The following is a 24,514-nucleotide window of genomic DNA, read 5'->3' on the forward strand; positions in this document are numbered from 1 at the left end:
GTGTATTGGCAGCTACTTGGCTACGGCGCGTAGGCCGGTTGCCAAAGACGCAGGCGCATACGCTTTCGACCCGGCGAATCGTACGGTGATCTTGCCGCGGTATTTGTTCTTTGCTTTCTTGATGGAAACCGTCGCGATCGCAACATTCTTGGATCGCTTCAGCTTCGCCTTACCGATGATCTTCTTGCCCACTTTGAGTTGGATCTTGCCGGTGAGGGGAACGCCGCGCGTGCCCGCGAGCACGATCTTGATCCGGGCGGCCTTCTTCACGCGAATCGTTCTTTTCGATCGCTGACCCTTCACGATCTTTGCCTTCTTGAGCCGCACGGATCTTGCCGTCTTGGTCGTCTTGACCTGCCCGGCCGGAACCTTGATCGTGATCGTTCCCTGGTCCGACCCCGGGTTCGTGGTTGTGCCGTCGCCGGGTGTGGTTGTGCCGCCGCCGGGTGTGGTTGTGCCGCCGCCGGTGTCTCCGGGATCCGTCGTGCCCCCGCCGGTGTCTCCGCCCGGGTCGGTGGGGTCGGTGGGGTCGGTGGGGTCGGTGGGGTCGGTGGGGTCGGTGGGGTCGGTGGGGTCGGTGGGGTCGGTGGGGTCGGTGGGGTCGGTGGGCGTGCCCGGGTCGGTGGGGTCGCTCGGATCGATGGGCGGCGCGGGGATCGAGATTCCCGCGCCGCCGGTTGCCGCGCCGGTGATCTTGGGAGCGGCGCCGGCCACCGACGTGGCCGACGTACCCGCGGGCGCTGTGACCGTCGCCACGACAGCGCCGGTCGAGACGTTCGTGAACGTCACCGTGATCGCCTGGCTGGAGGCGTTCGTGACCACGTAATTGTGGTTGCCGTTCTTCGTGAACGTGGCAGCGAGGGGATAGTTGGCGACGACGGAGGTATCGACCGCACCGAGCGCGTTCAGCCCCGCGATCCAGTTGAAACTGTGCGCGTGCGATCCGCCGGTGTCCTCGCCGAACGTGCCGTTGCCGTCCGCCGCCTTGAATTTCGACAGCGCATCCGCGGGATCGGATAGGGCGCGGTAGGAATACATGATGTCGTGCCAGTATTTGGGGTTTGCCTGCTGGCCTTGATATTCGTTCCACGTGCGCGCCGCAACCTGGCGGTTATAGCCCAAGTACAGGGAGCCGCCCGTGACGGGCAGCATGTTGATCCCGTAGAACGTTTCCGCGCCCTTATCTGGGAACCACAGCGAATACTGGGCCCCGGAAGACCACACCATCGACGCGTAGTTCTTGGAGTAGGTGCCGGGCGGGAAGTCCCCACCGGAATTGAACCAGTAGCGCGAAATAGCTGCGGCTTCCGTCGTATAGAGGTAGATGCCGGTATCGCGTATCGACTGCTTCCCGGTGACCTCGCCCCACAAAACCATGGCCTGCGCCAGATTCATGGCTTCGGCGCTCGATTCCTGGTTGACTCCCGTGGAGAACCCGCCATCGCCGGACGCCCAGGAATGCCCGGCGTAGATGTCGAACGTCCGCAGGTACGGGAACATCGAATCGTTCCTGTCGGAGGAAGCCACGTCGCGAATCAGCAGGTCCACCATCGCGCCGTACTGCTTTGCCCATGCGGGGTCGAAGCGCGCGAGCGTTGCTGCTGCCTCGATGAAATAGGCGTAGTGGAAGTGGTGGTCGTTCATCCGAGTCAGCGTCCCGTATTGATCCGTGCCTCCGGGGCCCGCCGGGTATGCCAGGAGCGTGCCGTACGCGCTTGAGTAGGCGAACACCTTGTCGCTGTCTGATCCGGAGGACGGCGTGAACCACTCGGTGAGCGTCGACTTGATTTTCGCCAGCGCCTTGGAGCGGGCCACGGTATCGCCAGCCTGGTCGGCAACCTCGGCAACGCGGGCGGCCCGCCCCAAGCCCTTGCCCGTCCAGTAAGAAGCATTGCCGTAGCGGTCCTCATTGGCGCCGGCATTGGTGGGATTGTCCTCCGTCATGTCGAGGTAGCGCATCAGCTGATCGTGGTCGGCGCCGCCGGGAAGCGTGGTGACGCCGGGCATCTCGGTCAGGACCCCGTAGAACGGTGTGCTTGTGGTGAAGCCTGTGCCGGTAAGTACCGTCATGGCGCCGCGCGCGGACGTGTACGTCTGCGGGTTCGAGCTGACCGTGCCGTCCGATCGGTATTGCTCCTGGTGGGGGTACAACGCCATGACGGTCGAATCGGTTGACCCGTTGCCCGCCTTGCGGCTAACCGTGACGCCATAATGGGCTTTCAGCGTCCCGGCAGCCTGGTCGTAGGTGTAGTCGACCCGGGTCCCGGTCACGGGGGAGTAGGCGTACTGCTTCCACCCGGTGGCGACTTGCGAGGCGGAGGCGCCATCGGGGACGATCGCGATCGCGTACCACCCCGATTCGGCGGCGAACACGTTCGACCCGGAGCCTTGCCAGGTGGAGCCGTAGGGCGCCCAGGCCACATAGGTGCGCCCGTTGACCGCAAGCGTCAGCGTGTCGGTCCCGGTGCCGGATGCCTGCGTAGAACCGGTGGTCTGTATCCGCGCCGCGCCGCCCACAGCCTGGAACCAGGCGATCGGCAGGCCGTGCCCGATGATCGACCTAATTTGCTGGCTGCCGCCGGTCAGGGAGGTCTGCACCGTCCAGTCGGTCCAGTCCTCGACCTGCAGGGTGGAGCCGTTGAATTCCTGGAACTTGTTGGAAGCGCTGCCGGCGACCCCCGCATAGAGATCGTGCCCGTCCCAGGCGGGACTCATGTACTGGTAACCCTGACCGGTGAAGTTGGTGAGGCCGCCAAAATTCACCGCGCTGCTCACCTTGTTGGTGTACGTCATGCCGAGCCCGCGGTTGTGCCAGCTGTAGGCCGCCGGCTGCGCATAGAGCGGCTGCCCCAGATCGCATCCGGTCCACGTGGCCTCCAAATGCCAATGCCGGAAGACCAGCGAGCTCCACCAGTCGTTCGTCGGCACGGGCTTGTTCGCTGCTGACGACGCGATCAGGGCGGGCTGCGAGGACCCGTTGGACCCGTTGCGCTGGTACGCCTGCTTTGGCGCGGATGTGCAGTACTCGCTCAGCTCGCCCGGCTCGGCGCCGACCTTACCGTTGACGTAGGCCCCCTGCCCCTGCGCGTCGGGTTTTACGACGCTCGCGGCGCTCGCGGCGCTCGCGGCGGGCGCAGCGGCGACTAATGCCCCGACCACAAGGGCGGCGGCGGCGATGGCGGCGCTCGTCCTTGATCCCCAGCTTGCAAAGTGTCCGGATTGTCCTGGCGATGGGTGCACGGGTGACCAGCTTTCGGGCTCGCACTGCGTTGACAGCGTTGTCAATGAATGTGCGCGCACAAATGCCCGCACCCGTTAACACTACGACGGATGCGGGCATTATGCCCAGAGTCCCGAACCGGAACGGCAATTAGCCCGCGACGTGGGTCAATTCGCCAACCAGCGCGCCAACGCTCGCGCGGAGTGTGGTTGTGTCGATCGGCTCGGCGAGCGCGCTCGCCAGTTCGCCCAGCGCATTGAGGCTATTCATACGAGTCCGCCCCTCGTTGAGCTGCGCGTCGATCGGCGGCAGCATGTCGCGCAGCTCGCCGGACAACTGGAAGCGGACGACCAGCTGCCGCCAGGTCATGAGCATCCGGTGAAACTCAGTAAACGATTCGTCGAGAGTCGCGATGTCCTCACGGATGCCGATCAGACCCGAATTTGTTGCGCTCAGCGTGGCATCGACCGATTCGACCGCGCGGCGCAGCTCCGATGTGAGCATTTCTATCTGCTGGTCGGTGTGGACGGAAGAGCCTCCCGTCGCGGATTCGACGATAAAGGACGAGATCATGTCGATCTGCAGCGCGGCGATCGTGATCTGCATGCGCAGATCCATGGTCAGCTCGCGCGCGATTTCGAGCGAGAGCGTCAGGCGCTGCATGGCGTCAACCATGTCTCGAGAAAGCGCGACCGCCGCCTTGCCTGCCTTGCCCAGCACCGGGGAGGCCTGGGATACGACTGCGGATGCGTTTGCGGCCTGCGTGATTGCGCCATTGAGGACGTCGGAGGTCTGCTGCGCCTGGGCGAACTCATCGGTGAGGCGGGAGTAGTCGTCCAGGCGGCCGATGAGGATGCCCAGGTCGGCTTTGACCTGCCGGTTGCGGGCGATCAAGCGTGCGGGAGCCTCGGGCAGGGCGGTTATGGTCGCAAGCGTCCAGTAAAAGTAGCCGTCCTTGGCAAGGTTCTTGACGTAGGCGACCATCGGCTGCTCTGCCTTCAGGCGCTGCCACATGAGGTAGAACAGGCCCGCCGGCATGTCCGGGTTTCGCAGGATGTTGTGAGCGTGTCCGACTAGTTCGGCTTCGGGATACGCGGACAAGCGAACAAACATGGAATTGACCGTTTCGATAATTCCCTTTTTGTCCGTCGTGGAGAAAAACATGTCGCGCGGCTGTAGGCGGCGTTCGGGTGCGGGTTTGTGTCCATTTGCTGCGCCTCAGGGTCCTTATTGGCGTGAATGACGAAGTATTTACGCATCGAACCGTAGTAGCGAAGTTCGTGAATGGCGCTCCGAAAGCCGCCAATTTAATGCACGTCACAGTGCAGATGTGTCGGCGGGTGGTGCCAAATGCGTTGGAATCATCGGGCGAATAGGCTCCGAATCCGGACGTGAATCACCCGCCCGTCACCCGGTTGACGTTTTTGCGAAAAACTAGGCAAATACGGCCGGAATTGTGGCCGTCACCCGAAGGTCTGGGCGCGAAACTCGCGAACCAGCGACAGAACCACCGCATCGAGCCTGCCCTCGCTCTCGCGCGCAACGACGCGCTGGCGCTGGTAGCTGGCACCCGCCTCGATGATGCGATGCACGCCAGCCAACTCGGCGGCGCAACCCAGCCGGTCGGCCACGGGCTCCAAATCGCGCAGAAGGGAGCGTAGCGAATCCGTGATTAGTTCTTCGTCGCCCGCCCGATTTGTGATGATGATGGCATCCATTCCGTACCGCGCCGAGCGCCACTTGTTCTCCTGAGCAAACCACGGTGGAAGCGTCGGCAAATCGCGGCCCCGGTCTAACTGTTCGGAAAGGTATTCGACCAAGCAGTGTGTGAGCGCGGCCACCGCAAGGAGCTCGCCGAGGTTGGATATGCCATCGCAAATGCGCATTTCCAGGGTCCCGAAGCGGGGCGAGGGGCGAATGTCCCAACGGATTTCATCAAAGTGATCGATGACGCCGGTGTGGAGCATGTCTGCGACGTAGTTTTCCAAATCGGACCAGGTTTCGAGCTGATACCCAAGGCCCGCGGTCGGCAGCTGCTGGAACAGCAAGGCGCGATTCGACGCGTAACCGGTGTCCTGCCCGCCCCAAAATGGCGACGACGCGGCAAGAGATTGCAGGTGCGCGAAGTAGGGCAGCATGCCGCGCGCAATCGGCATAACCTTGTCACGATCCTCGATTCCCACATGGACATGAACCCCGTAGATCAACATCTGCCGGCCCCACCACTGCGTGCGGTCGATCAGCGTGGCGTAACGATCCTTGTCGGACACCTTTTGCTGATCCCACCGGGCAAAGGGGTGCGTGCCGGCGGACATGAATTCCACCCGCATCGGGTCGAGTATTTCTTGGACCAGTTCGGCGTTGCGCCGCAAATCCTCCCCGGCCTGCCCGACTGTTTGGCGCGCGTTGGAAACGATTTCGATCGTGTTGAGCAAAAGCTCCTGGCGGACATTGGGATGTTGGGAGCCGTCGGGGCTAATGCGGTCGAGCACGATCGGCGCGACCTGCCGCAAGTCGCCGGAATCCTGGTCCACCAGCGCCAATTCCCATTCGACCCCGACGGAAGATCGCGGCGATGAAGCAAAGGGTATGGCGCTCACGGGTGGTTCCCTTCGACAGGCTCGACAACCAATGCGCGATGGTGCCCGGCGACGCGAGTGACGATGAGTGTCGCGTGATCGTCTCCGCGCAGTCGTAATTGTTTGCGCACAAGCTCCGGCGTCACCTCGACGCCGCGTTTCTTAATTGTCACCGAACCTACGCCGCGCGCGCGCAGATATCCACCGAGTTTCTTGATGTGAAACGGTAGCGTTTCGAGGATCCGGTAGTTCTTGGCCAAGGGCAATGGGGCGACGCTTGCCACATAGGCGATCCCGGGTGCCACCAGGGCGGGTCGGGGAATTTCCGACGAGGCCGCCGCCTGCGCGAGCCACGTCCCCACCAGATGGGAACGAATTATCGCCGCATCGGGCTCGGCGATGTACGCCCCGGGGGCGTCGGGGTCGGTGGCCAGGCCCACCGTGGGGGCGCCGTAGCTGCCATCGGGGATCCCGGCGATGTGCACGGCCGCGGCAGTGCCGTTCGCATCGCCGCGCGGGGACGTGGCGGCGATGGTTGCGGTGTGGCGCGGCACGGAGTCGTGATGGGATGCGCCAGCGGCTTCCCACCACAGGCACGTTTCGACCAGGTCGCCGTCGAGCGAGGTCCACTGGGGTCTGGCGTCGGCGGGTATGGACGAGTGCCTGATCGCTGGGGCGACCTTGACGGCCATGATTTGCACCTGGCGGCGCAGGGCCCACACTGCATCCAAGGATGGCGAGTATTCGCGCGGATCGTGGATGCGGTTGCCGCCCGACGTGCGGCGCGCCGGGTCGGCAAAGATGGCGTCCGCCCCCGCTAGGTCGGCGCGCAACCCGTCACCGGTGATCACCGTCGCGCCGGTTCGCCGAAGGTTGTGGCTGGCCAGGTGGGCGGTGGCCTCGTCCAATTCATAAGCGGTAACGCGCATTCCGGTGCCTGCAAGCGCGAGCGCGTCAACCCCCAGCCCGCAACAAAGATCGGCGACGCTGTGCGCCCCCATTGCCCGCATCTGCTGGGCTCGCAACTGCGCGATTGGCCACCGGGTGGCCTGCTCCGCGCCCGCGGTCGTGCCGAGGAAGTCGGAGGCAAGGTCCCCGATCTTGGGGCGCAGGCTCGCGCGCAAGGAGCGCTGGGTCTGGAGAGCGGCAACCAGGTCCGGCGCTAGGCCGAGCTTGCCCAGGCGGTCCGCGATCCGCAGTGGGTCCGTGGTCGGCCAGGATTGCATGTCTTCAACGATCTGCAAGGTGGCCGGCCGAGTGAGCGCAGTTGCTGTCTCAAGCTCCATTAGCAGACTCCCTCGCTTCGCGCGCCGCGGTACCCGCGCCCGACTGCCCGATCCGGTGGTCCAGGGCGCGCCCAACCGCGTCCGGAAGCTCGGCCGGGGCGTTAGCCAGCGCGCAGGCACCCGCTGCCCGTAGTTCGTCGGCGCTGCCGTAGCCCCACAGGACCCCGACGGTTTCGATGCCGTGTGCCCGTGCCCCCGTCACGTCGTGTTCGCGGTCGCCGACCATGATCGTTCGGACCGCTCGGGGTTCATGATCGAGCGCCCGGGCGATCACATCCGCCTTCGTGATGCGAGTCCCGTCGAGTGAGGCGCCATAGATGGCGTCCAATAGGGGTTCGAGGCCCACGGCCGCCGCGATCCGCTGGGCGTACCATTCCGGCTTCGATGTCGCCACGGCCAGGCGGCTGCCCGGTGAGCCCGTCGCCAGTGTGCGCAACGCGTCGGGGATCCCAGGGAATACCGTCGTATCGGCCATGCCGACGTCGCGGTAGTGCTCGCGGTACGCCGCGATGATTGCTTGTGCGGTGCCGCCGTGCAAGCCGATTCGGGCGAGCGAATGCGCTATCGGTGGCCCTAGAAAGGTCGCGAGGGTGGCCTCGTCAGGTTCATCAACGTGTGCAACTGCGAATGCGGCGCGCAAGCTGGAAAGGATCCCCGGGGCCGAATCCGCAAGCGTGCCATCGAAGTCGAGAAGTATCAGGTCGCCGGGGGCGCTGCGAGCGGGCCGTGGGTCGCGCAGGGGAGGGGTCATCGGTGAAGTCTTTCACGCTGGGCCCGAGTGGCGCATCCCGGGTTGCCGCAGGGCGCCGAGCGCGGTCAATGATTGGGCGCGGGGAGCACTGGCGGCCGGTTCAACCCTGACCGGCAAGCGGGAAGGGGGCGGCAGGGCCGCGCTGCGCGTTCGCCCACAGTGAGATGTTTAGCACTCGCCTTGACCGAGTGCTAACCGCGCTCTAACCTAAGAGGTAGGTCATCGAGGCGCGCTTGCGCACCGCGATGACGGGGACCACAGCGAGCTGCACGGCACCGCGACGACGTGAAGCTAGCGGAATGTGGTCCTGCATGGTCAGTGAATTCCAACTCACGAAAGGGGAGGTCCGCAGTGTCGGTCTCCATCAAGCCTCTCGAGGACCGCATCCTCGTCAAGACCCTCGAGGCAGAGGTCACCACGCCGTCCGGCCTGGTTCTGCCGGACACCGCCAAGGAAAAGCCGCAGGAAGGCGAAGTCCTGGCAGTCGGCCCCGGTCGTGTTGACGACAAGGGTAACCGGGTCCCGGTCGATGTTGCCGTTGGCGACAAGGTCATCTACTCCAAGTACGGCGGCACCGAGGTCAAGTACGCCGGCGAGGAATACCTCATTCTCTCGGCTCGCGACGTGCTCGCGGTCATTGGCTAATTCTTAGCTGAAGAAGCGGCGGGGGTGCACACCATGTGGTGTGCACCCCCGCCGCTTTTGCGTTCGCTGCCAGTTTGCAAGGCCCAGGGGTGGTTAGACCGCCCGCACGGACCGGCGTCCCTTGCGGTCTTGTTCGGCAAGGATGGCGGAGCGCTCGTCCTCGCTTAATCCTCCCCACACGCCGTAGGGCTCGCGCACCCGCAACGAGTGGTCGCGGCACTGCTGGAGCACGGGGCACTGCGCGCAAATCGCTTTGGCTGCTTCCGCACGGCGGCGCCGCGCCGCGCCCCGTTCGCCTTCGGGGTGGAAGAAAACGGTGTCGTCGATGTCACGGCATGAACCCTTGTACTGCCATTCCCACAGGTCCAGCACGGGGCCGGGTAGGCGTGAAACTTCGGTCATGGTCGTTCCCTCCGTTGCGGTTACATTTCCGGATGCACTTCGTTGAGCAACCTGTGAACAACTTACCAACCGGTTCGGCAGGCATTCAAGCCCGGTGTCTCAAATTGACCCATCGGCGTTGAAATTGCAATGGAAAATGCGCCCGCGAAGCGTTGTCGTTCGGGAGGTGGCGAACACTAAGGGCGCAAAACCTGCCTCGGATTGCGGCCGCGGGTAGCCGTCGCGAACCGATCGTGAAACGATTCACCCGCTCGCGCGTTGGCGGTGCGACGCGGTCGCGGGCAAAATTGGTCTATGCCCAAAATTCCGCAGCCGTCGCTTGGTGATTCCCCGGCGCAGGGGGGAACTCCCGCGCCGCCGGGCTGGACGGTCGCCGCGGTCGCGAAAAAGCTCGGCGTCGCGCCGGGCACGCTGCGGACCTGGGACAGGCGCTACGGCCTTGGCCCGTCGACTCACGCCGCGGGGTCGCATCGCCGCTACAACGTGGATGACTTTGCTCGGCTCGTGATCATGCGCAAGCTGGCCCTCGAAGGCGTGGCTCCGCAAGACGCGGCACGGGCCGCGCTCGCCGCGCAAGTCGACGGTTCCAGCGTCAAGGACCTGGAAGAGGAACTGAAGTCACTGTCGACGTCCGCTCCGGTCGGGATGGCCCCCGGCGCGGACCCCGCGCGCAGCGCGCACGAATCGCCGGGTGCCTCAATCTTTCACCTACCCACAGCACCCAACCGCGGATTGGTGACCGCGCAGTCCGTCATCGAGGCTGTGCTGGCGGGCAAGCAGCAACACACCGCCGACTTATTGACCATCCAATCCTCCGCGGATCCCCTTGATTGGTGGCTCGATATTGTGCAACCCGCCGTCACGCAGCTATCGGAACGCACGGTACTTGCGCGTCCGGGCGAGGCGCCGGAACTACTGCTGTTGAGCGAGTCCATGGCGGCCCTGGGGCGCTTTGTGGAGGCACTGGACGCCGAAGCGTCGCGCCGGGGTGTTGCTGCGGGGCACCCCAGTCGCAATAGGAACCTGGTGTTGGTTTTCGTCGCTCCTAGCTGCGTGGTGTCGCTCGCTGCCCACGTGTTCGCGGCCACGCTCCTGGCGCGCGGGGTGACTGCGAGGGTCGTGACGGGGCCCGCATCGGCGCATCGCGCCGCCGAAATCGTGGCAATGGTGCGGCCGCGTAGCGCCGTCGTGCTGACGGAATCGGACCAACCCGACGCCGGCTTGGTGCGGGCACTCAACGAGGGCAATCCGGAACTGCCGATATTCGTGGGCGTCAAGGGTGCCGGGGTCCCCGCAGACATGCCGCTTGCCCCAACGATCCAACGTATCCGGTCGTTCACCGGCATGGTCCACGAGGTGCTTGCCGTCACATCCCAGTAGTGGCACCGCAGGTGGGTGCCCTTATGGGTGCGGGAACATCGTAGGATTCTGCCATGACCAATTCCGCCCCCGCGCACGATCCGTTCGGCTTTCTTGGACTCACTTACGACGATGTTTTGCTCCTTCCGGGCGAAACGGACGTTATTCCTTCCGAGGTTGACACGTCATCGCGTCTCACTCGGGAAATTACCCTGAGAATCCCCCTTGCGTCGGCCGCCATGGACACCGTGACCGAGTCGCGCATGGCAATTGCGATGGCTCGCCAGGGAGGAATCGGGATCATTCACCGCAACCTGTCGATCGACGCGCAGGCGCGGCAGGTGGATCTGGTCAAACGGTCCGAGTCGGGCATGGTTTCGGACCCGGTCACCGTCTCGCCGGACGCAACCCTTGCGGAGTTGGACGCGCTGTGCGGCCAGTACCGAGTTTCGGGCCTGCCGGTGGTCGATCACGACGGAATGTTGGTGGGCATCATCACCAATCGCGACCTGCGCTTCGTCGCGGCGGACCAGTTCACGCAGCTCAAGGTCCGCGACGCCATGACGCCGATGCCGCTGGTCACCGCGCCCGTCGGGATTTCGAGGGACGAGGCCGCCTCGCTCCTCGCCAAGCACAAGATCGAGAAGCTGCCCCTGATCGACGCTAACGGCCGCCTGGGCGGCTTGATCACCGTCAAGGACTTCGTGAAGTCGGAGCAGTACCCGCACGCGACTAAGGACGCGGAGGGCCGCCTGGTCGTGGGTGCCGCGGTGGGGTTCTTCGGGGATGCGTATGAACGCGCGACCATGCTGGCGGATGCGGGCGTTGACGTCTTGGTCGTCGACACGGCTAACGGACACGCCCGGCTCATGCTCGAAATGATCGCCAAGCTGAAACGCGACCCGGCGATGAAGCACGTGCAGATCATCGGGGGCAACGTCGCGACGCGCGCCGGAGCGCAGGCGTTGGTCGACGCGGGCGCCGATGCGGTCAAGGTCGGGGTAGGGCCGGGTTCGATATGCACGACCCGCATTGTTGCCGGCGTTGGCGTCCCGCAGGTGACCGCCATTTACGAGGCGTCGCTGGCGTGCAAACCCGCGGGGGTGCCCGTGATCGGCGATGGCGGGTTGCAGTATTCCGGCGACATCGCGAAGGCCCTGGTGGCGGGCGCCGATTCCGTCATGCTCGGTTCGCTTCTGGCCGGATGTGCGGAGTCTCCCGGTGAGCTGGTCTTTGTCAACGGCAAGCAGTTCAAGCACTACCGCGGCATGGGATCGTTGGGCGCAATGGCGTCTCGCGGCAAGGTTTCCTATTCGAAGGACCGCTATTTTCAGGCGGACGTGAATTCCGACGACAAGATCGTTCCCGAGGGGATCGAGGGGCAGGTCCCCTACCGCGGCCCCCTTTCGGCAGTGGTCTACCAGCTCATCGGCGGGCTGCACCAATCGATGTTCTACGTGGGTTCCAGGACGATTGACGAACTGCAAAACCGTGGGAAGTTCGTTCGCATTACGGCCGCGGGGCTCAAGGAATCGCACCCGCACGACATTCAGATGACGGTCGAAGCCCCGAACTATTCCGGGAAGTGAGGCGGCACCGAGCGGCGCGCCGCAGGGGTGCGCCGCTTCCCGTGCGCGATGGGCTGGGTCCCGTCCGGTTGCAGATCGCGGCGGGCCCGTGGTCAACCATCGCGGAGTACCTGATCGGGCGATTCCCGTGGGACGAGGCCGGGCTGCGGCAAAAGATCGCCGCCGGCGAGGTCGTAGACGAGCTGGGACGCCCGCTGCACTCCGGTTCCCCGGCCACGGTGGGATCGCTGGTGTTCCTCTATCGCGACCCGCCCAGGGACGAGATCCCCGTCCCGTTCGAAGCCGAAATCCTGCATCGCGACGACGACCTGATGGTCGTGGATAAGCCGCATTTTCTGGCCACGACGCCGCGCGGCTCTCACGTTCGCGAGACGGTCCTGGCGCGCCTGCGGGCGCGCACCGGCCTGGACGAGCTATCGCCGGCGCACCGGCTGGATCTGGCGACGGCGGGGGTGCTGTTGTTGACCACTCGCCGGGAGCTGCGCGGCCCCTACCAGATGGCGTTTCAGCGCCGCGACGTGGTCAAGACCTACGAGGCGATCGCGCCGTACCGCGCGGAACTCGCGTCGCCGACCGTTGTTCGCTCGCGCATCCACAAGGTCGATGGGGTCGTTACGGCCGCCGAGGTCCCCGGTGAGCCGAACGCCGAATCGTTGATCGAGTTGGTGGGCGAGGCCGGCCAGTGGAACGGCGTGCGATGGGGCAGGTACCGCCTGACGCCACATACCGGCAAGACCCACCAGTTGCGTTTGCACATGATGCAGGTGGGGGCCCCGATTTTGGGCGACGATTACTACCCGCACCTGACGCGGCGCGCGGAGGGGGACTTCACAAACCCGCTGCGGCTGTTGTCGCGCAGTTTGCAGTTTGTTGATCCGCTGAGCGGCGAACTGCGGACCTTTACTTCCCGCCGGGAGCTTGCCGCGCCTGGTGCTGCCCCCGATTGGTGATGACGCGGACGTGCCAGGTCATGATGAGCGCGTTTATGGTCACAATCGCGGCGAAGATCGCTATCGCGCCGGTTCCCGTGACGATCTTGAGAACGAACACGACTAGCACCGCCGCCACCAGCATGGCCGCCTCGCCTGCCAGGATGATCTTGAGGCGGCGGGAGTCCGCGGCGGCGTAGTCGGTCCGCTCCGTCGGCGCCAGTGGTGCGGCCGCGCCTACCTGCTGGTCGTCCATCAATTCAGTCCCTAAACGTTTCGATGCGGGCACCAAGCTCTTCCAGGCGTTGGGCGAGCTGTTCGTAGCCGCGGGCAATGATGTCCACGTTCCGCAACACCGATTCGCCGCGCGCGGCCAGCATCGCTAGCAGGATGACGACGGCGGGGCGCAGCGCCGGGGGGCACACTACCTCGGAACCGACCCAGTGGGTGGGGCCGGTGACATCGAGCCGGTGAGCGTCCAGCAGCCGCACATCGGCACCGAGTCGGGTCAGATCGGTGAGGTGGATGGCGCGGTTCTCGTATACCCAGTCGTGGATGAGAGTGTTGCCGGTCGCGCATGCCGCGATCACGACGAAGAATGGCAGGTTGTCGATGTTCAGCCCTGGGAAGGGCATGGGGTGGATCTTGTCGTGCGGGGCAACCAATTCGCTGGGGTAGACGGTGACGTCGACCAGCCGCGTTCGCCCGTTGTGCGACAGGTATTCCGGGGTCAGGGTGTACTTCAGGTGCATTTCGGCGAGCGTCGCGAGTTCGATTTCCATGAACTCGATCGGCACGCGCGTCACCGTGATCTCGGAGTTTGTGACTATTCCTGCCGTGAGTAGGCTCATCGCCTCCACGGGGTCTTCCGAAACCACGTACTCAACATCCTCGTTGAATGACGGCTTTCCAGTGATCCGCAGCGTCGTGGTGCCTATGCCTTCGATGCCAACACCCAAGAGCTCGAGGTAGAAGCACAGGTCCTGGACCATGTAGTTCGGGCTGGCGTTGCGAATGACCGTGACCCCATCATGGCGGGCGGCGGCCATGATCGCGTTTTCGGTGACCGTGTCACCGCGTTCGGTCAAGATGATCTGCAGATCGCGTTGAGTGACGGGATGCGCGACGGCGTGGTAGCTCCCGGACGTGGCCGTCACCTCGAGTCCGAACGGTCGCAACGCGATGAGGTGCGGTTCGATTGTGCGGGTCCCCAGGTCGCAGCCGCCGGCGTAGGGGAGTTCAAACTCGTCCAAACGGGCAAGGAGCGGTCCAAAGAACATGATGACTGACCGGGTCCGCCGGGCCGCATCTGCGTCGATTGTGGACATGTCGAGGTCGTCGGGGACCTTGATGGTCACGTCGCGTTCGTCTTCTGACCACTCGACGCTGGCGCCGATCGATCGCAGAACCGCGATGATTCGCTCGACCTCAACGATGCGCGCGACGTTGCGTAGCGTCGTCGTGCCGCGGTTGAGCAGCGACGCGCACAGCAGCGCGACCGCGGCATTCTTGGACGAGTTCACCGATATCGTGCCGCTGAGTTGCTCCCCTCCGAAAACTCGCAGATGCTGATGCTTGGACGGCCCGAAGCTGATCAGTTCCGAGTCGAGGGCGCTGGAGATCCGCGACAGCATTTCAAGGGTGACGTTCTGCGAGCCCTGCTCGATGCGTGCGACCGCGCTTTGACTGGTCCCGAGCTTGTCGGCGAGTTGAGATTGCGTCAGGCCACGATGTTGGCGCGCGGCGCGCACCAGGGAACCGACTTGGACGAGGTCGTTCGCAGTGGTTTCAACAGCAGTCATAGCAACCACGATATACCCCTCATGAGGTAAATGCGGGCGATGCGGCGGCGCTGTGCGCCAACTCACCAAACATTCACGATGTGGAACATCATGTGTGAGATATGGGGAGGTGCTTCGCGTGGCTAGAACGCCCCGGACAAAACGCCAAACGCGTAAACCCGCGGCAAACCACGCGGCGCGGCAGTGCAAGCGCCGCAGCGACCGCCGCGACTTCGGAAAGCCTCCGCATGGCAGGTCGCGCAGATGCGTCGCCGATGGAGATCCTTGCGGGGCCCTGCGGCCTTGGCGCCCTAGGGCAGCCACTCCTCGCTTGGTCCCTGGCCGGAGTACCCCTGGCGCTCGCGCCACTGGTTGAAGTTCTTAGCCCAGGCCGCGTGCGCGGTGCGTTGGAAGTCTTGAAGCTGCTGTAGCGGCATGTCTAGCGCCGCCCTATGCCGTTTGAACATTGCCGCCAGCACCAAGAGGGTCATCGCGGAATCAGTGGTGGAGTTGTGCAAGGCATCGGGCACATCGACGTCGTAGACCTCGCAGAGCGTTTCGAGGGTGCGCTTGCCCCGGCGGTATCGATCGACGGCGCGGTCAAGCACCAGTGGATCAATGACTAGCGGGGAAATCCCGCCAGTGCGTTCTTGGATTGAGGGGAGGTTGTATCGATCGATCTCGGCGGCGAGCAACGGCAGGTCGTACGCCGCATTGAATACGACGATCGGCACGCCGGCCGCAATCCCGCCGGCCAGCGTCCCCGCCACCGCATCGATTCCCTGGGCCGCGTCCATCCCATTGGCCTGGGCGTATTCCGTTGTCACGCCGTGAATCGCGGCGGCACCGGCGGGAATGGGGACGCCCGGGTCGATCAGCCACTCCTGCGTGGATATGGGAACGGTGCCCGGCACGGCCGTCACGATCGATGCGGTCACGATTCGATCAGCCACAACATCGACGCCCGTGGTTTCGGTGTCAAAGGCCGCCACCGGGGCCTCAATCCATGCGTTCACTGTTCGCCTCATTACTGGTTGGTTCCGACTCGCTTTGATGGAGTTAAGGGTGCCACGCCCCACTGACACGCATCGCAATCGCACCAATGCGAGCGTAGCGGGTAGGCTGAACCAGTGAGCAATGAAGTTGAGATTGGACGCGGCAAGCGCGGTCGGCGCGCATATTCCTTCGATGATGTGGCGGTGGTGCCATCGCGGCGCACACGTGACCCGCGGGACGTGTCCACCGGTTGGCAGATAGACGCGTACCACTTCGATACCCCAATTATTGCGGCACCGATGGATTCGGTGATGTCACCGGCCACCGCGGTCCAATTTGGCCGGCTCGGCGGCCTGGGAGTGCTGGATCTTGAGGGCCTGTGGACACGCTACGAAGATCCCACGGATCAACTCGCCGAAATCGCACAACTGCCTGCAACCGCCGCTACCGCGCGGATGCAGGAACTATACGAGGCGCCCATCGACGCCGACCTCATAACTCAGCGGTTGCATGAAATCCGTGAGGCGGGCGTGACGGTGGCGGGCGCACTGACCCCCGCCAGGACGCAGCAGTTCTACAAGACCGTTGTGGATGCCGGCGTCGATCTCTTCGTCATTCGCGGTACCACGGTCTCGGCGGAACACGTATCGGGCAACGCGGAACCACTGAACCTCAAGCGCTTCATTTATGAGCTCGATGTGCCCGTCATTGTTGGGGGCGCCGCAACCTACACCGCGGCCCTGCACCTCATGCGCACCGGCGCCGCGGGTGTTCTGGTTGGATTTGGCGGGGGAGCGGCGCACACCACGCGCGTATCGCTCGGCATCCACGCCCCCATGGCATCGGCAGTGGCGGATGTTGCCGCGGCTCGGCGCGATTATTTGGACGAGTCCGGCGGGCGGTATGTCCATGTCATCGCCGACGGCGCGGTTTCCCGTTCGGGGGACATGGTCAAGGCCATTGCTTGCGGCGCGGACGCAGTCATGATCGGGGCGGGGCTCGCCCGCGCCACCGAGGCCCCGGGCGCCGGCTGGCACTGGGGGCCAGAGGCGCACCACGGCCAGCTGCCGCGCGGCGAGCGAGTGCACGTCGGAACGGTCGGGTCGCTGGAAGAAATACTCTTCGGTCCGTCCTCGCGTGCCGACGGAACGATGAATATCGTCGGCGCCTTGCGCAGGGCAATGGCGACGACGGGTTACTCCGACGTCAAGGAATTCCAGCGCGTGGAAGTCGTTGTCTCGCCGTATCTGCCGGCGTAGCCAACGGTCACGATGAGGGATTCAACGGATTTGGGGCCCCGCATCTGGCGCGGTGTGGGAGTTGGCCGCGCGGGCGCGGTCGGTCCTGTCGTGCAGGTGCGCGGGGTTCCGCGGGTCGCCCCGGACACGCCCGTGCTCGTCGAGGGCATTCCCGCTGGGAAGTGGGCGCTACGCAACCTGGTGTCCGACGCATTCGCCGTCGTCACCAGGCGGCTGCACGAGCGGGCGGGGCGCGCCACCGAAAACGCGAGATTGGCCTTCGAATCCGCCGCGGTGCTGGCCGAGGATCGGGCCCTGCAAGCAGAAGTTCTGGCCCGCATCGCGGACGGCGATCCCGCGGTCGCCGCCATCGATACCGTCATCGCCGGATTCGCCAGCTACCTTGCGGCGTCCGGCGAGCCCACGGCGGTGCACGATGTCGAACTGCGAAAAGTGCGCGACTGCGTGGTCGCAGAAATACTCGGTCTGCCGCAACCGGGCGTGCCCGAATTGGTGGAACCTACCGTGCTGGTTGCCAGGGAGCTATCGACCACGGATATCTCGTCCTTGAATAAGGACCTTGTGCTCGCCATCGTCACCGAATTGGGAGGCCCAACCAGCCATGCCGCGATCCTCGCGGGCCAAATTGATGTGCCGTGCATTGTGCAGGCGACTGGCGTAACAGAGCTGGCTGATGGGGTCGTCGTCGCGGTGGACACTGCGACGGGGACGGTGACTCTTGACCCAACCGACACCGACCGCGACCGTCTCGAACGCCGCCGATCCTCGATACGGGCGCTCGATAATGAGCGCGGTCCCGGCGTCACGCGCGACGGCGTGGCGGTCGCGTTGGAAGCGAATATCGCCTCGATGGCCGACGCCGCGCGGCTCGCGGATTCCTCGGTGCAGGGCGTCGGGTTGTACCGCACTGAGGCAGTTTTCTTGGAGCGCGCCACACCGCCCGGTGTCGACGAGCAGCGGGTGATATACGAACGCGTGCTGCGTTCGCTGGGCGGGCGCCCGGTGACGATTCGCACCGTCGATGGCGGGGCGGATCGCCCCCTGGAATTCCTGCTCGGGCAGGGGATGGATCCCGCCACCGCGTTCGAGGCGTTGGGGCTGCGTGGGTTCAGGCTGGACGTGAGGTACCCGCAGATACTCGATTCGCAGTTGCGCGCGATCGCGGCCGCGCAGGACAACACGGGCGTGGCCGTGCGCGTGATGGCGCCCATGATTTCGACACCACGCGAGGCGGCTGAATTCGCCAAGAGGGCGCGCGAGTTCGGAATTGCGCAGGTGGGCGCGATGGTGGAGATTCCGTCCGCCGCGCTGCGCGCGAGCAAGATCCTGGAGCACGTCGACTTCATTTCGGTTGGAACCAACGACCTGGCGCAGTACACGATGGCGGCGGACCGGACGCTCGGCGAGCTGAGCCGGTTGCTCGACCCCTGGCAGCCGGCCGTCCTGGACCTGGTGTCGATGGCGGCGCGCGCCGGTAAAGAACACTCCAAGCCCGTTGCCGTGTGCGGTGAGGCGGCAGCGGATCCGGCGCTCGCCCTCGTGCTGGTTGGGTTGGGGGTTACCTCGCTGTCGATGGCCCCCGGGGCCGTCAGCGCGGTTCGGCACGCGATCCGGCACCATTCAGCGAAGGAAACACGCGCCATCGCGCGCGCGGCGTTGGCCGAATCGAGCCCGTCGAGCGCGAAACGTGCCGCGTTGGAACTGGTCGATCCGCAGGTGCGGGCCGACCTGGAGCTGTAGGCACTGCCCAACGAACGCGTGTGGCGGGTTCCCTAATTCGGGGAACCCGCCACACGCGAGGGGGATGCGGTGATTATTGCCGCTACGGCGTCACTTGTCCGCGATGAGCGCGACTACCTGGCGCGCGATGGCAAGCTCCTCGTTGGTGGGGACGACCATGACGTGGGTTGACGTCCAGTCGCGCGAGATGATCCGCGGCTCCTTCGACCGTTCCAGGTTCCGCTCGGGGTCGATCGCAACGCCCATGGGCTCCAAGTCGGCGATCACGCGAGCGCGCACAATGTCATCGTTTTCGCCGACTCCGGCCGTGAAGACGATGACGTCCACGCGGCCCAAGATGGCGTGGTAGGCGCCGATGTACTTGCGCAGGCGGTGGATGTAGACGTCCAGGGCCAGCTTCGCGTCCTCGTTGCCCTCTTCAATCAGGCGGTGCAGTTCGCGGAAGTCGTTTTCCCCGCTCAGGCCCTTGATGCCCGACTCTTTGTTGAACAGGTGGTCAATCTCATCGATCGACATGCCTGCGTTGCGCGCCAGGTGGAATACCACCGCCGGGTCAATATCACCGGTGCGGGTACCCATGACCAGGCCCTCGAGCGGCGTCAGACCCATCGAGGTCTCCACCGCAACACCGCCCTTGACCGCGGTGATCGAGGCGCCGTTTCCGAGGTGCAACACGATCTGGTTCAGCTGGCTCAGATCGCGCCCCAGGACCCGGGCCACCTTCCCGGAGACATACTGGTGGCTGGTGCCGTGCGCGCCGTAGCGCCGGATCGCATACTTCTTGGCGACGTCCTTCTTGAGCGCGTACGTGTACGCCGCCTCGGGCAGCGTCGCGAAGAACGCGGAGTCGAAAACGGCCACGTGGGGGACGCCCGGAAGCAGGCGGCGGGCGACCTCCATGCCCTGCACGTGCGCGGGGTTGTGCAGCGGCGCAAGGGGGGCTAGCTCCAGGATCTTTGCCTGCACCTCGTCGTCGATGAGCGTCGGCTTCGAAAAGACGTCGGCCCCCTGGACGACGCGGTGTCCCACCCCCACGACGTGGGCGCGGTCCAGATCCGGGCCCACCTCGGCGAACAGCGCCAGGACGATCTCCAGTGCCTCCGTGTGGTCCTTGACGGGCTGGCGCCGCTTGGTGGTGATCCCGGCGAATTTGTGGGTGATGACGCCCTCTTCTTCGCCGATGCGCTCGACGTTACCGACGGCAACGGGCTCACCGCCAGCCGGGTTGACCAGCTGGTACTTGACCGACGACGAACCGGAGTTGAGCACCAGGACAGTGTCGGATGCACCGTAGGCGCTCAGGCCCTCGTTGGCTGGGTTGGGGACGTTCACGATTGGTTACTCCTGGAGGATTGCGCCTGAATGGCGGTGATGGCGACGGTGTTGACGATGTCCTGGACCAGCGCGCCTCGCGACAGGTCATTGACGGGTTTGCGCAGGCCCTGCAGGACCGGGCCGATGGCGATCGCGCCCGATGACCGCTGCACGGCCTTGTACGTGTTGTTTCCGGTGTTGAGGTCGGGGAAGACGAATACGGTCGCGCGCCCGGCCACGTCGGACCCTGGCATCTTCGATGCTGCGACCGACGCGTCGACGGCGGCATCGTACTGAATCGGGCCCTCCACGGACAGATCCGGGCGCCGCTCCTTGACCAGCTCGGTGGCCGCACGCACTTTGTCGACGTCCGCCCCGTGCCCGGACTCGCCGGTCGAGTACGAGAGCATCGCGATACGCGGTTCGATCCCGAACTGCTTTGCGGTGGCCGCCGACGAAATTGCGATGTCCGCGAGCTGCTCGGCAGTGGGGTCGGGGTTGACTGCACAGTCGCCGTAGGCCAAAACGCGATCCGCCAGGCACATGAGAAATACGGACGAGACCACCGACGTTCCGGGGACGGTCTTGATTATTTCGAAGCTCGGCTTGATGGTGTGCGCGGTGGTGTGTGCGGCGCCCGAGACCATACCGTCGGCGTATCCCAAATGCACCATGAGCGTCCCGAAGTAGGACACATCCGGAACAATCTCGCGTGCACGATCGACAGTCATGCCCTTGTGCTTGCGCAACTCGGTGTAAACGCTGGCGAATTCCTCGAGCAGCGGCGAGGTGGTGGGATCGATAAACGTCGCCGCCGAGAGGTCCAGCCCCAGGTCCGCGGCGCGTCCCCGAATCTGCGTCTCGTTGCCCAAGATGATCAGGTCCGCCACCTGGCGCTGCAACAGCGTGGAGGCAGCCCGCAGAATGCGGTCGTCGCCGCCCTCGGGCAGCACGATCCGCTTGCGCTCCGCGCGGGCCTTGCTCAGTAGGTCGTATTCGAACATCAGCGGTGTGACTACCGGCGGGCGTTCGACGGCCAACGAGTCGAGAAGCGCGCGCCCGTCAACGAATTGTTCGAAGAGGTTGAGCGCCAGATCCTTCTTGCGCTGGGAGTCGTTTGAGACGCGTCCGCGCACGGCGGCGGTCAGGTTCGCCGACTTGAAGGTCCCATACGACGTCTTGATGATCGGGATGTTCAAGTTCAGGTCGCGCACCAGGCGTTCGATCAGGGCGGGCGGTTCGAATCCGCCGTTGAGGATGATCCCGGCAAGCGATGGGAAGTTTGCGGCCGAGTGCGCAACCAGCAGGCCCAACAGAATGTCGGAGCGGTCCCCGGGGGTGATAACGACACCACCGTCCGTGAGGCGGCCGATCAGGTGGTCGATGTTCATGGCGCCGATGATGACGTCGAGGGCCTCGCGGTTGAGCAGTTCCTTATCGCCAGAAACCAGCTCGCCCTTGACGGCATCGACCAGTTGCTGGACCGTGGGCGCGGACAGCAGCGAGTTGTCCGGCAGCACCCACACGGGGCTGTTCCCCGCGTGCAAGGTGGTGCGCAGCGAGGCGGCCTCGTCGGGCAATGCCTTGTTCACGACGGCGCCCACCAACGACGCGTGATGGGTCGAAAGCACGCCGGCCGATACGTCAATGAGCTGCTGGATCTCGTCGTTGCTGCGGCCCTGTCCCGAAACCACCAAAAGCACGGGCGCGCTGAGGTTCGTGGCGATCTGGGCGTTGAAGGAGAGCTCGGTTGGACCCGCCACGTCGGTGTAGTCGGAGCCGACAATGACAACGACGTCGCACTGGCTCTCGATCTCGTGGTACTTGGTGACTATCTGCGACAGCGCCATTTCTGGGTCGGCGTGGACGTCTTCGTAGTTGACGCCGGTCGCCTGTTCGGCGGTCAGATTGACGCCGTCGTGGGCCAAAAGCAGGTCCAGAACGTAGTCGCGGTCCTGGGGCGCGCCGGGTGTCGCATGCTTGGTGCGAGCTACGGGGCGGAACACGCCCACGCGTTCCACCTCGCGGGCGAGTAGGTCGACGACACCATAGGCCAGGGCGCCCTTGCCGGTGTCACCCTCGGGTGATGTGATGTAAATGCTGCGAGTGGTGCTCACTCGTTGTCGCCTCCTGTAGCGGATGTGGCGGAAATACCGCGGAGATCGTCCCCGGCCCGGGCGCCTCTTGCGTCCGGCCACACCCAATCCCGAACCTCGGGTATGTCTTCCCCGTGAGCACGCGTGTACTCCCGGGCTGTGACGCGGGCATCGAGCATCTGCTGGCGCAGGCCGGCGTAGCGCGATGTCAGTTGCGGCACGCGGTCGATGACATCGATCACGAGCCTGTACCGGTCCAGGTCATTGAGCATGACCATGTCGAACGGTGTTGTTGTCGTTCCTTCCTCCTTGTAGCCACGCACGTGGATGTTGTCGTGGCCGCTACGGCGGTAGGTTAGACGGTGGATCAACCACGGGTACCCGTGGTACGCGAATATCACGGGACGATTAGCCGTGAAGATGGTATCGAAGTCGCTGTCGGGTAGTCCATGCGGGTGTTCTTGCGGGTCCTGCAGCCGCATCAGATCAACGACGTTCACCACGCGCACGCGCAGGTCAGGAACGTGGGTGCGCAGCAAATCGGCCGCCGCCAGCACTTCGAGGGTCGGGACGTCGCCCGCGGCCGCCAAAACGACATCGGGATCGTGACCCGGCACCTCGGTTCCCGCCCATTCCCAGATGCCCAGACCGCGGGTGCAATGCGCCACGGCCTGCTCCATCGTGAGCCAGTTCGGCGCGGGTTGCTTGCCGGCGACCACGACGTTGACGTACTGGCGGGATCGCAGGCAGTGGTCGTACGTGCTCAGCAGCGTGTTCGCATCGGGGGGTAGGTAGACGCGGACCACTTCGGCCTTCTTGTTGACGACGTGGTCGATGAAACCGGGGTCCTGGTGGCTGAAGCCATTGTGGTCCTGGCGCCACACGTGACTCGATAGCAGGTAGTTGAGGCTGGCGATGGGGCGGCGCCACGGAATGTGGTTGGTAACCTTCAGCCACTTGGCGTGCTGATTGAACATCGCGTCGATGATGTGGATGAAGGCTTCGTAGCAGTTAAACATGCCGTGGCGCCCGGTGAGAAGGTACCCCTCCAGCCATCCTTGGCACTGGTGCTCGGATAGCATCTCGACCACTCGCCCCGCGCGCGCCAGATGCTCATCGACCTGCGGGGAGACGAATTGCGCCTCCCATACCTTGTCGGTGACGCGGTAGACGTCCTGCAGCCGATTCGAGGCGGTTTCATCGGGTCCGAAGATGCGGAAATTGTCGGGGTTGAGCTCGATGACGGCGGCCAGCCACCGACCCAATACCTTGGTCGCTTCGCGCACGGTCGCCCCGGGGGCGGGCACTTCGACGGCGAAATCACGAAAATCGGGCAGGCGCAAATCTTTGAGGACGAGGCCGCCGTTCGCGTGCGGGTTCGCGCTCATACGCAGATTGCCCGCGGGAGCCAACGCGGAGATGTCAGCGGATATGCGGCCGTTGCGGTCGAATAGCTCTTCGGCGTGGTAGGAACGTAGCCATTCGTCCAAGATCGCCAGGTGTTCCGCGGTGTCGCGCGCGCTTGGCAGGGGGACTTGGTGCGCGCGCCAGGAACCTTCCGTGACCTTGCCGTCGATGACCTTCGGGCACGTCCAACCCTTGGGCGTCTTGAAGACGATCATCGGCCAGCGCGGTCGGGTCTTGTCGCCGTGCTGGGCCGCGTGCTTGATCGCGGCGATTTTGTCGAGCACGTCATCTAGCAGCGCCGCGAAACGGCGGTGGATGGAGAGGCGGTCCTCGTCATCGAATCCCGCCACAAAAAGGTGCGGCTCATGCCCGTAGCCGACCATGAGCGCGGCCAATTCCTCATCCGGGATGCGCGCCAGCACGGTCGGGTTCGCGATCTTGTAGCCGTTGAGGTGCAGGATCGGCAAGACCACCCCGTCGTGGACGGGATTGAGGAACTTATTCGAGTGCCAGCTCGTGGCCAGCGGCCCCGTTTCGGCCTCGCCGTCGCCCACGACCGCGGCTACGAGCAGGTCGGGGTTGTCGAATGCTGCGCCGTAGGCGTGGGCGAGCGAGTATCCGAGTTCACCGCCCTCGTGGATCGAACCGGGGGTTTCGGGAGCGACGTGGCTGGGAATGCCGCCCGGGAACGAAAACTGGCGCATGAGTCGGCGCAGGCCCTCGGCGTCGTTCGTGATGTCGGGGTAGGTCTGGGTGTAGGTGCCGTCGAGATAGGAGCTGGCGACCAGGCCGGGACCGCCGTGCCCGGGGCCGGTGATGAAAATCGTTTCTTGCCGCCGTTCGGCGATCACCCTGTTCAGGTGCGCGTACAGGAAGTTCAACCCCGGGGTGGTTCCCCAGTGGCCGAGCAGGCGCGGTTTTACGTCATCCCTGGTCAACGGCCGTTCCAGGAGCGGGTTATCGAGCAGGTAAATCTGTCCGACCGACAGGTAGTTTGCGGCGCGCCACCAGCGGTCAATCTGGCGCAGAGTGTCGTCGGTGACCTGAGCCATGATTCTCCTAGTGGTTCAATTCGCTACGTCCCGGGGTACCCCTCAATACAATCGTATGCGGCGCGGAAACGCATTAGGACTTACGGGCAGTTTGGCGCAAATTGCGAGT

General features: G+C 64.8%; 19 protein-coding genes. 6 read left to right on the forward strand and 13 right to left on the reverse strand.

Annotation, left to right across the window (positions count from 1 at the left end):
• Positions 1–12 precede the first annotated feature (12 nt).
• The 6 genes from FB389_RS10865 to FB389_RS10870 form a co-directional block, all read right to left on the reverse strand.
• Entirely contained in the window at positions 13–3,240 is a 3,228-nt protein-coding gene (locus FB389_RS10865; RefSeq protein ID WP_211344983.1) for a glycosyl hydrolase, read from the reverse strand.
• 130 nt (positions 3,241–3,370) lie between these two features.
• Positions 3,371–4,384: a hypothetical protein gene (locus FB389_RS08845; protein ID WP_142112847.1), complete on the reverse strand. Its 1,014-nt coding sequence runs from the start codon at positions 4,382–4,384 to the stop codon at positions 3,371–3,373.
• Between the two features lie 299 nt (positions 4,385–4,683).
• Positions 4,684–5,820: a glutamate--cysteine ligase gene (locus tag FB389_RS08850; RefSeq protein ID WP_142112849.1), complete on the reverse strand. Its 1,137-nt coding sequence runs from the start codon at positions 5,818–5,820 to the stop codon at positions 4,684–4,686.
• A complete protein-coding gene (locus tag FB389_RS08855) occupies positions 5,817–7,085 on the reverse strand; it encodes a THUMP-like domain-containing protein (RefSeq protein WP_142112851.1) in 1,269 nt (422 codons plus the stop codon). The genes FB389_RS08850 and FB389_RS08855 overlap by 4 nt, the downstream gene beginning before the upstream one ends.
• Positions 7,075–7,836: an HAD hydrolase-like protein gene (locus FB389_RS08860; protein ID WP_142112853.1), complete on the reverse strand. Its 762-nt coding sequence runs from the start codon at positions 7,834–7,836 to the stop codon at positions 7,075–7,077. The genes FB389_RS08855 and FB389_RS08860 overlap by 11 nt, the downstream gene beginning before the upstream one ends.
• Positions 7,837–8,038: 202 nt before the next feature.
• Positions 8,039–8,170, reverse strand: a complete 132-nt coding sequence (locus tag FB389_RS10870; protein ID WP_281282035.1) for a hypothetical protein — start codon at positions 8,168–8,170, stop codon at positions 8,039–8,041.
• Between the two features lie 17 nt (positions 8,171–8,187).
• On the opposite strand from FB389_RS10870, the gene groES reads away from it, so the two are divergent.
• Positions 8,188–8,481 carry a co-chaperone GroES gene (gene groES / locus FB389_RS08865; protein WP_142112854.1) on the forward strand — a complete coding sequence of 98 codons (294 nt, stop codon included), beginning with the start codon at positions 8,188–8,190 and terminating at the stop codon, positions 8,479–8,481.
• 93 nt (positions 8,482–8,574) lie between these two features.
• Here groES and FB389_RS08870 read toward each other — a convergent pair whose 3' ends face one another.
• Positions 8,575–8,883: a WhiB family transcriptional regulator gene (locus FB389_RS08870; protein ID WP_142112856.1), complete on the reverse strand. Its 309-nt coding sequence runs from the start codon at positions 8,881–8,883 to the stop codon at positions 8,575–8,577.
• Positions 8,884–9,177: 294 nt separating this feature from the next.
• On the opposite strand from FB389_RS08870, the gene FB389_RS08875 reads away from it, so the two are divergent.
• Genes FB389_RS08875 through FB389_RS08885 form a run of 3 tightly spaced genes read left to right on the forward strand, consistent with a single transcriptional unit; the run spans position 9,178 to position 12,781 of the window.
• Positions 9,178–10,263, forward strand: coding sequence for a MerR family transcriptional regulator (locus tag FB389_RS08875; RefSeq protein WP_142112858.1), 1,086 nt, complete (start codon positions 9,178–9,180; stop codon positions 10,261–10,263).
• 53 nt (positions 10,264–10,316) lie between these two features.
• Entirely contained in the window at positions 10,317–11,831 is a 1,515-nt protein-coding gene (gene guaB, locus FB389_RS08880) for an IMP dehydrogenase (RefSeq protein WP_142112860.1), read from the forward strand.
• The gene (locus tag FB389_RS08885; RefSeq protein ID WP_246043597.1) at positions 11,828–12,781 is read left to right on the forward strand and encodes a pseudouridine synthase; all 954 of its coding nucleotides are present in this window, start codon (positions 11,828–11,830) and stop codon (positions 12,779–12,781) included. The genes guaB and FB389_RS08885 overlap by 4 nt, the downstream gene beginning before the upstream one ends.
• Here FB389_RS08885 and FB389_RS08890 read toward each other — a convergent pair.
• From FB389_RS08890 to FB389_RS08900, 3 genes are all read right to left on the reverse strand, one after another.
• Positions 12,732–13,016, reverse strand: coding sequence for a hypothetical protein (locus FB389_RS08890; RefSeq protein ID WP_142112861.1), 285 nt, complete (start codon positions 13,014–13,016; stop codon positions 12,732–12,734). The genes FB389_RS08885 and FB389_RS08890 overlap by 50 nt on opposite strands.
• Positions 13,017–13,020: 4 nt before the next feature.
• Positions 13,021–14,562, reverse strand: coding sequence for a UDP-N-acetylglucosamine 1-carboxyvinyltransferase (locus FB389_RS08895; protein ID WP_142112863.1), 1,542 nt, complete (start codon positions 14,560–14,562; stop codon positions 13,021–13,023).
• Between the two features lie 290 nt (positions 14,563–14,852).
• Positions 14,853–15,557 carry an exonuclease domain-containing protein gene (locus FB389_RS08900; RefSeq protein ID WP_246043598.1) on the reverse strand — a complete coding sequence of 235 codons (705 nt, stop codon included), beginning with the start codon at positions 15,555–15,557 and terminating at the stop codon, positions 14,853–14,855.
• 114 nt (positions 15,558–15,671) lie between these two features.
• Here FB389_RS08900 and FB389_RS08905 point away from each other — a divergent pair, with 114 nt between their 5' ends.
• Together FB389_RS08905 and FB389_RS08910 are read left to right on the forward strand one after the other, a co-directional pair.
• A complete protein-coding gene (locus FB389_RS08905; protein ID WP_142112867.1) occupies positions 15,672–16,796 on the forward strand; it encodes a GuaB3 family IMP dehydrogenase-related protein in 1,125 nt (374 codons plus the stop codon).
• Positions 16,797–16,808: 12 nt separating this feature from the next.
• Positions 16,809–18,536 (forward strand): putative PEP-binding protein, encoded by a 1,728-nt coding sequence (locus tag FB389_RS08910; protein ID WP_142112869.1) that lies wholly within the window; start codon positions 16,809–16,811, stop codon positions 18,534–18,536.
• Positions 18,537–18,626: 90 nt separating this feature from the next.
• Here FB389_RS08910 and FB389_RS08915 read toward each other — a convergent pair whose 3' ends face one another.
• Genes FB389_RS08915 through FB389_RS08925 form a run of 3 tightly spaced genes read right to left on the reverse strand, consistent with a single transcriptional unit; the run spans position 18,627 to position 24,405 of the window.
• Positions 18,627–19,868 carry an acetate/propionate family kinase gene (locus FB389_RS08915; protein WP_246043599.1) on the reverse strand — a complete coding sequence of 414 codons (1,242 nt, stop codon included), beginning with the start codon at positions 19,866–19,868 and terminating at the stop codon, positions 18,627–18,629.
• A complete protein-coding gene (gene pta / locus FB389_RS08920; RefSeq protein ID WP_142112871.1) occupies positions 19,865–21,967 on the reverse strand; it encodes a phosphate acetyltransferase in 2,103 nt (700 codons plus the stop codon). Before pta ends, FB389_RS08915 begins: the two co-directional genes overlap by 4 nt.
• The gene (locus tag FB389_RS08925) at positions 21,964–24,405 is read right to left on the reverse strand and encodes a phosphoketolase family protein (protein ID WP_142112872.1); all 2,442 of its coding nucleotides are present in this window, start codon (positions 24,403–24,405) and stop codon (positions 21,964–21,966) included. Before FB389_RS08925 ends, pta begins: the two co-directional genes overlap by 4 nt.
• Between the last annotated feature and the right edge of the window lie 109 nt (positions 24,406–24,514).

The sequence above is a fragment of the Rarobacter incanus genome (assembly GCF_006715765.1).
In the GTDB taxonomy this organism is placed as follows: Bacteria; Actinomycetota; Actinomycetes; order Actinomycetales; family Cellulomonadaceae; genus Rarobacter; species Rarobacter incanus.

Coding starts and splice junctions, on each gene's coding strand:
- FB389_RS08845 (WP_142112847.1), bottom strand. CDS start 4,384: ATGTTTTTCTCCACGACGGACAAAAAGGGAATTATCGAAACGGTCAAT.
- FB389_RS08855 (WP_142112851.1), bottom strand. CDS start 7,085: ATGGAGCTTGAGACAGCAACTGCGCTCACTCGGCCGGCCACCTTGCAG.
- FB389_RS08860 (WP_142112853.1), bottom strand. CDS start 7,836: ATGACCCCTCCCCTGCGCGACCCACGGCCCGCTCGCAGCGCCCCCGGC.
- FB389_RS08870 (WP_142112856.1), bottom strand. CDS start 8,883: ATGACCGAAGTTTCACGCCTACCCGGCCCCGTGCTGGACCTGTGGGAA.
- FB389_RS08875 (WP_142112858.1), top strand. CDS start 9,178: ATGCCCAAAATTCCGCAGCCGTCGCTTGGTGATTCCCCGGCGCAGGGG.
- guaB (WP_142112860.1), top strand. CDS start 10,317: ATGACCAATTCCGCCCCCGCGCACGATCCGTTCGGCTTTCTTGGACTC.
- FB389_RS08890 (WP_142112861.1), bottom strand. CDS start 13,016: ATGGACGACCAGCAGGTAGGCGCGGCCGCACCACTGGCGCCGACGGAG.
- FB389_RS08895 (WP_142112863.1), bottom strand. CDS start 14,562: ATGACTGCTGTTGAAACCACTGCGAACGACCTCGTCCAAGTCGGTTCC.
- FB389_RS08910 (WP_142112869.1), top strand. CDS start 16,809: ATGAGGGATTCAACGGATTTGGGGCCCCGCATCTGGCGCGGTGTGGGA.
- FB389_RS08925 (WP_142112872.1), bottom strand. CDS start 24,405: ATGGCTCAGGTCACCGACGACACTCTGCGCCAGATTGACCGCTGGTGG.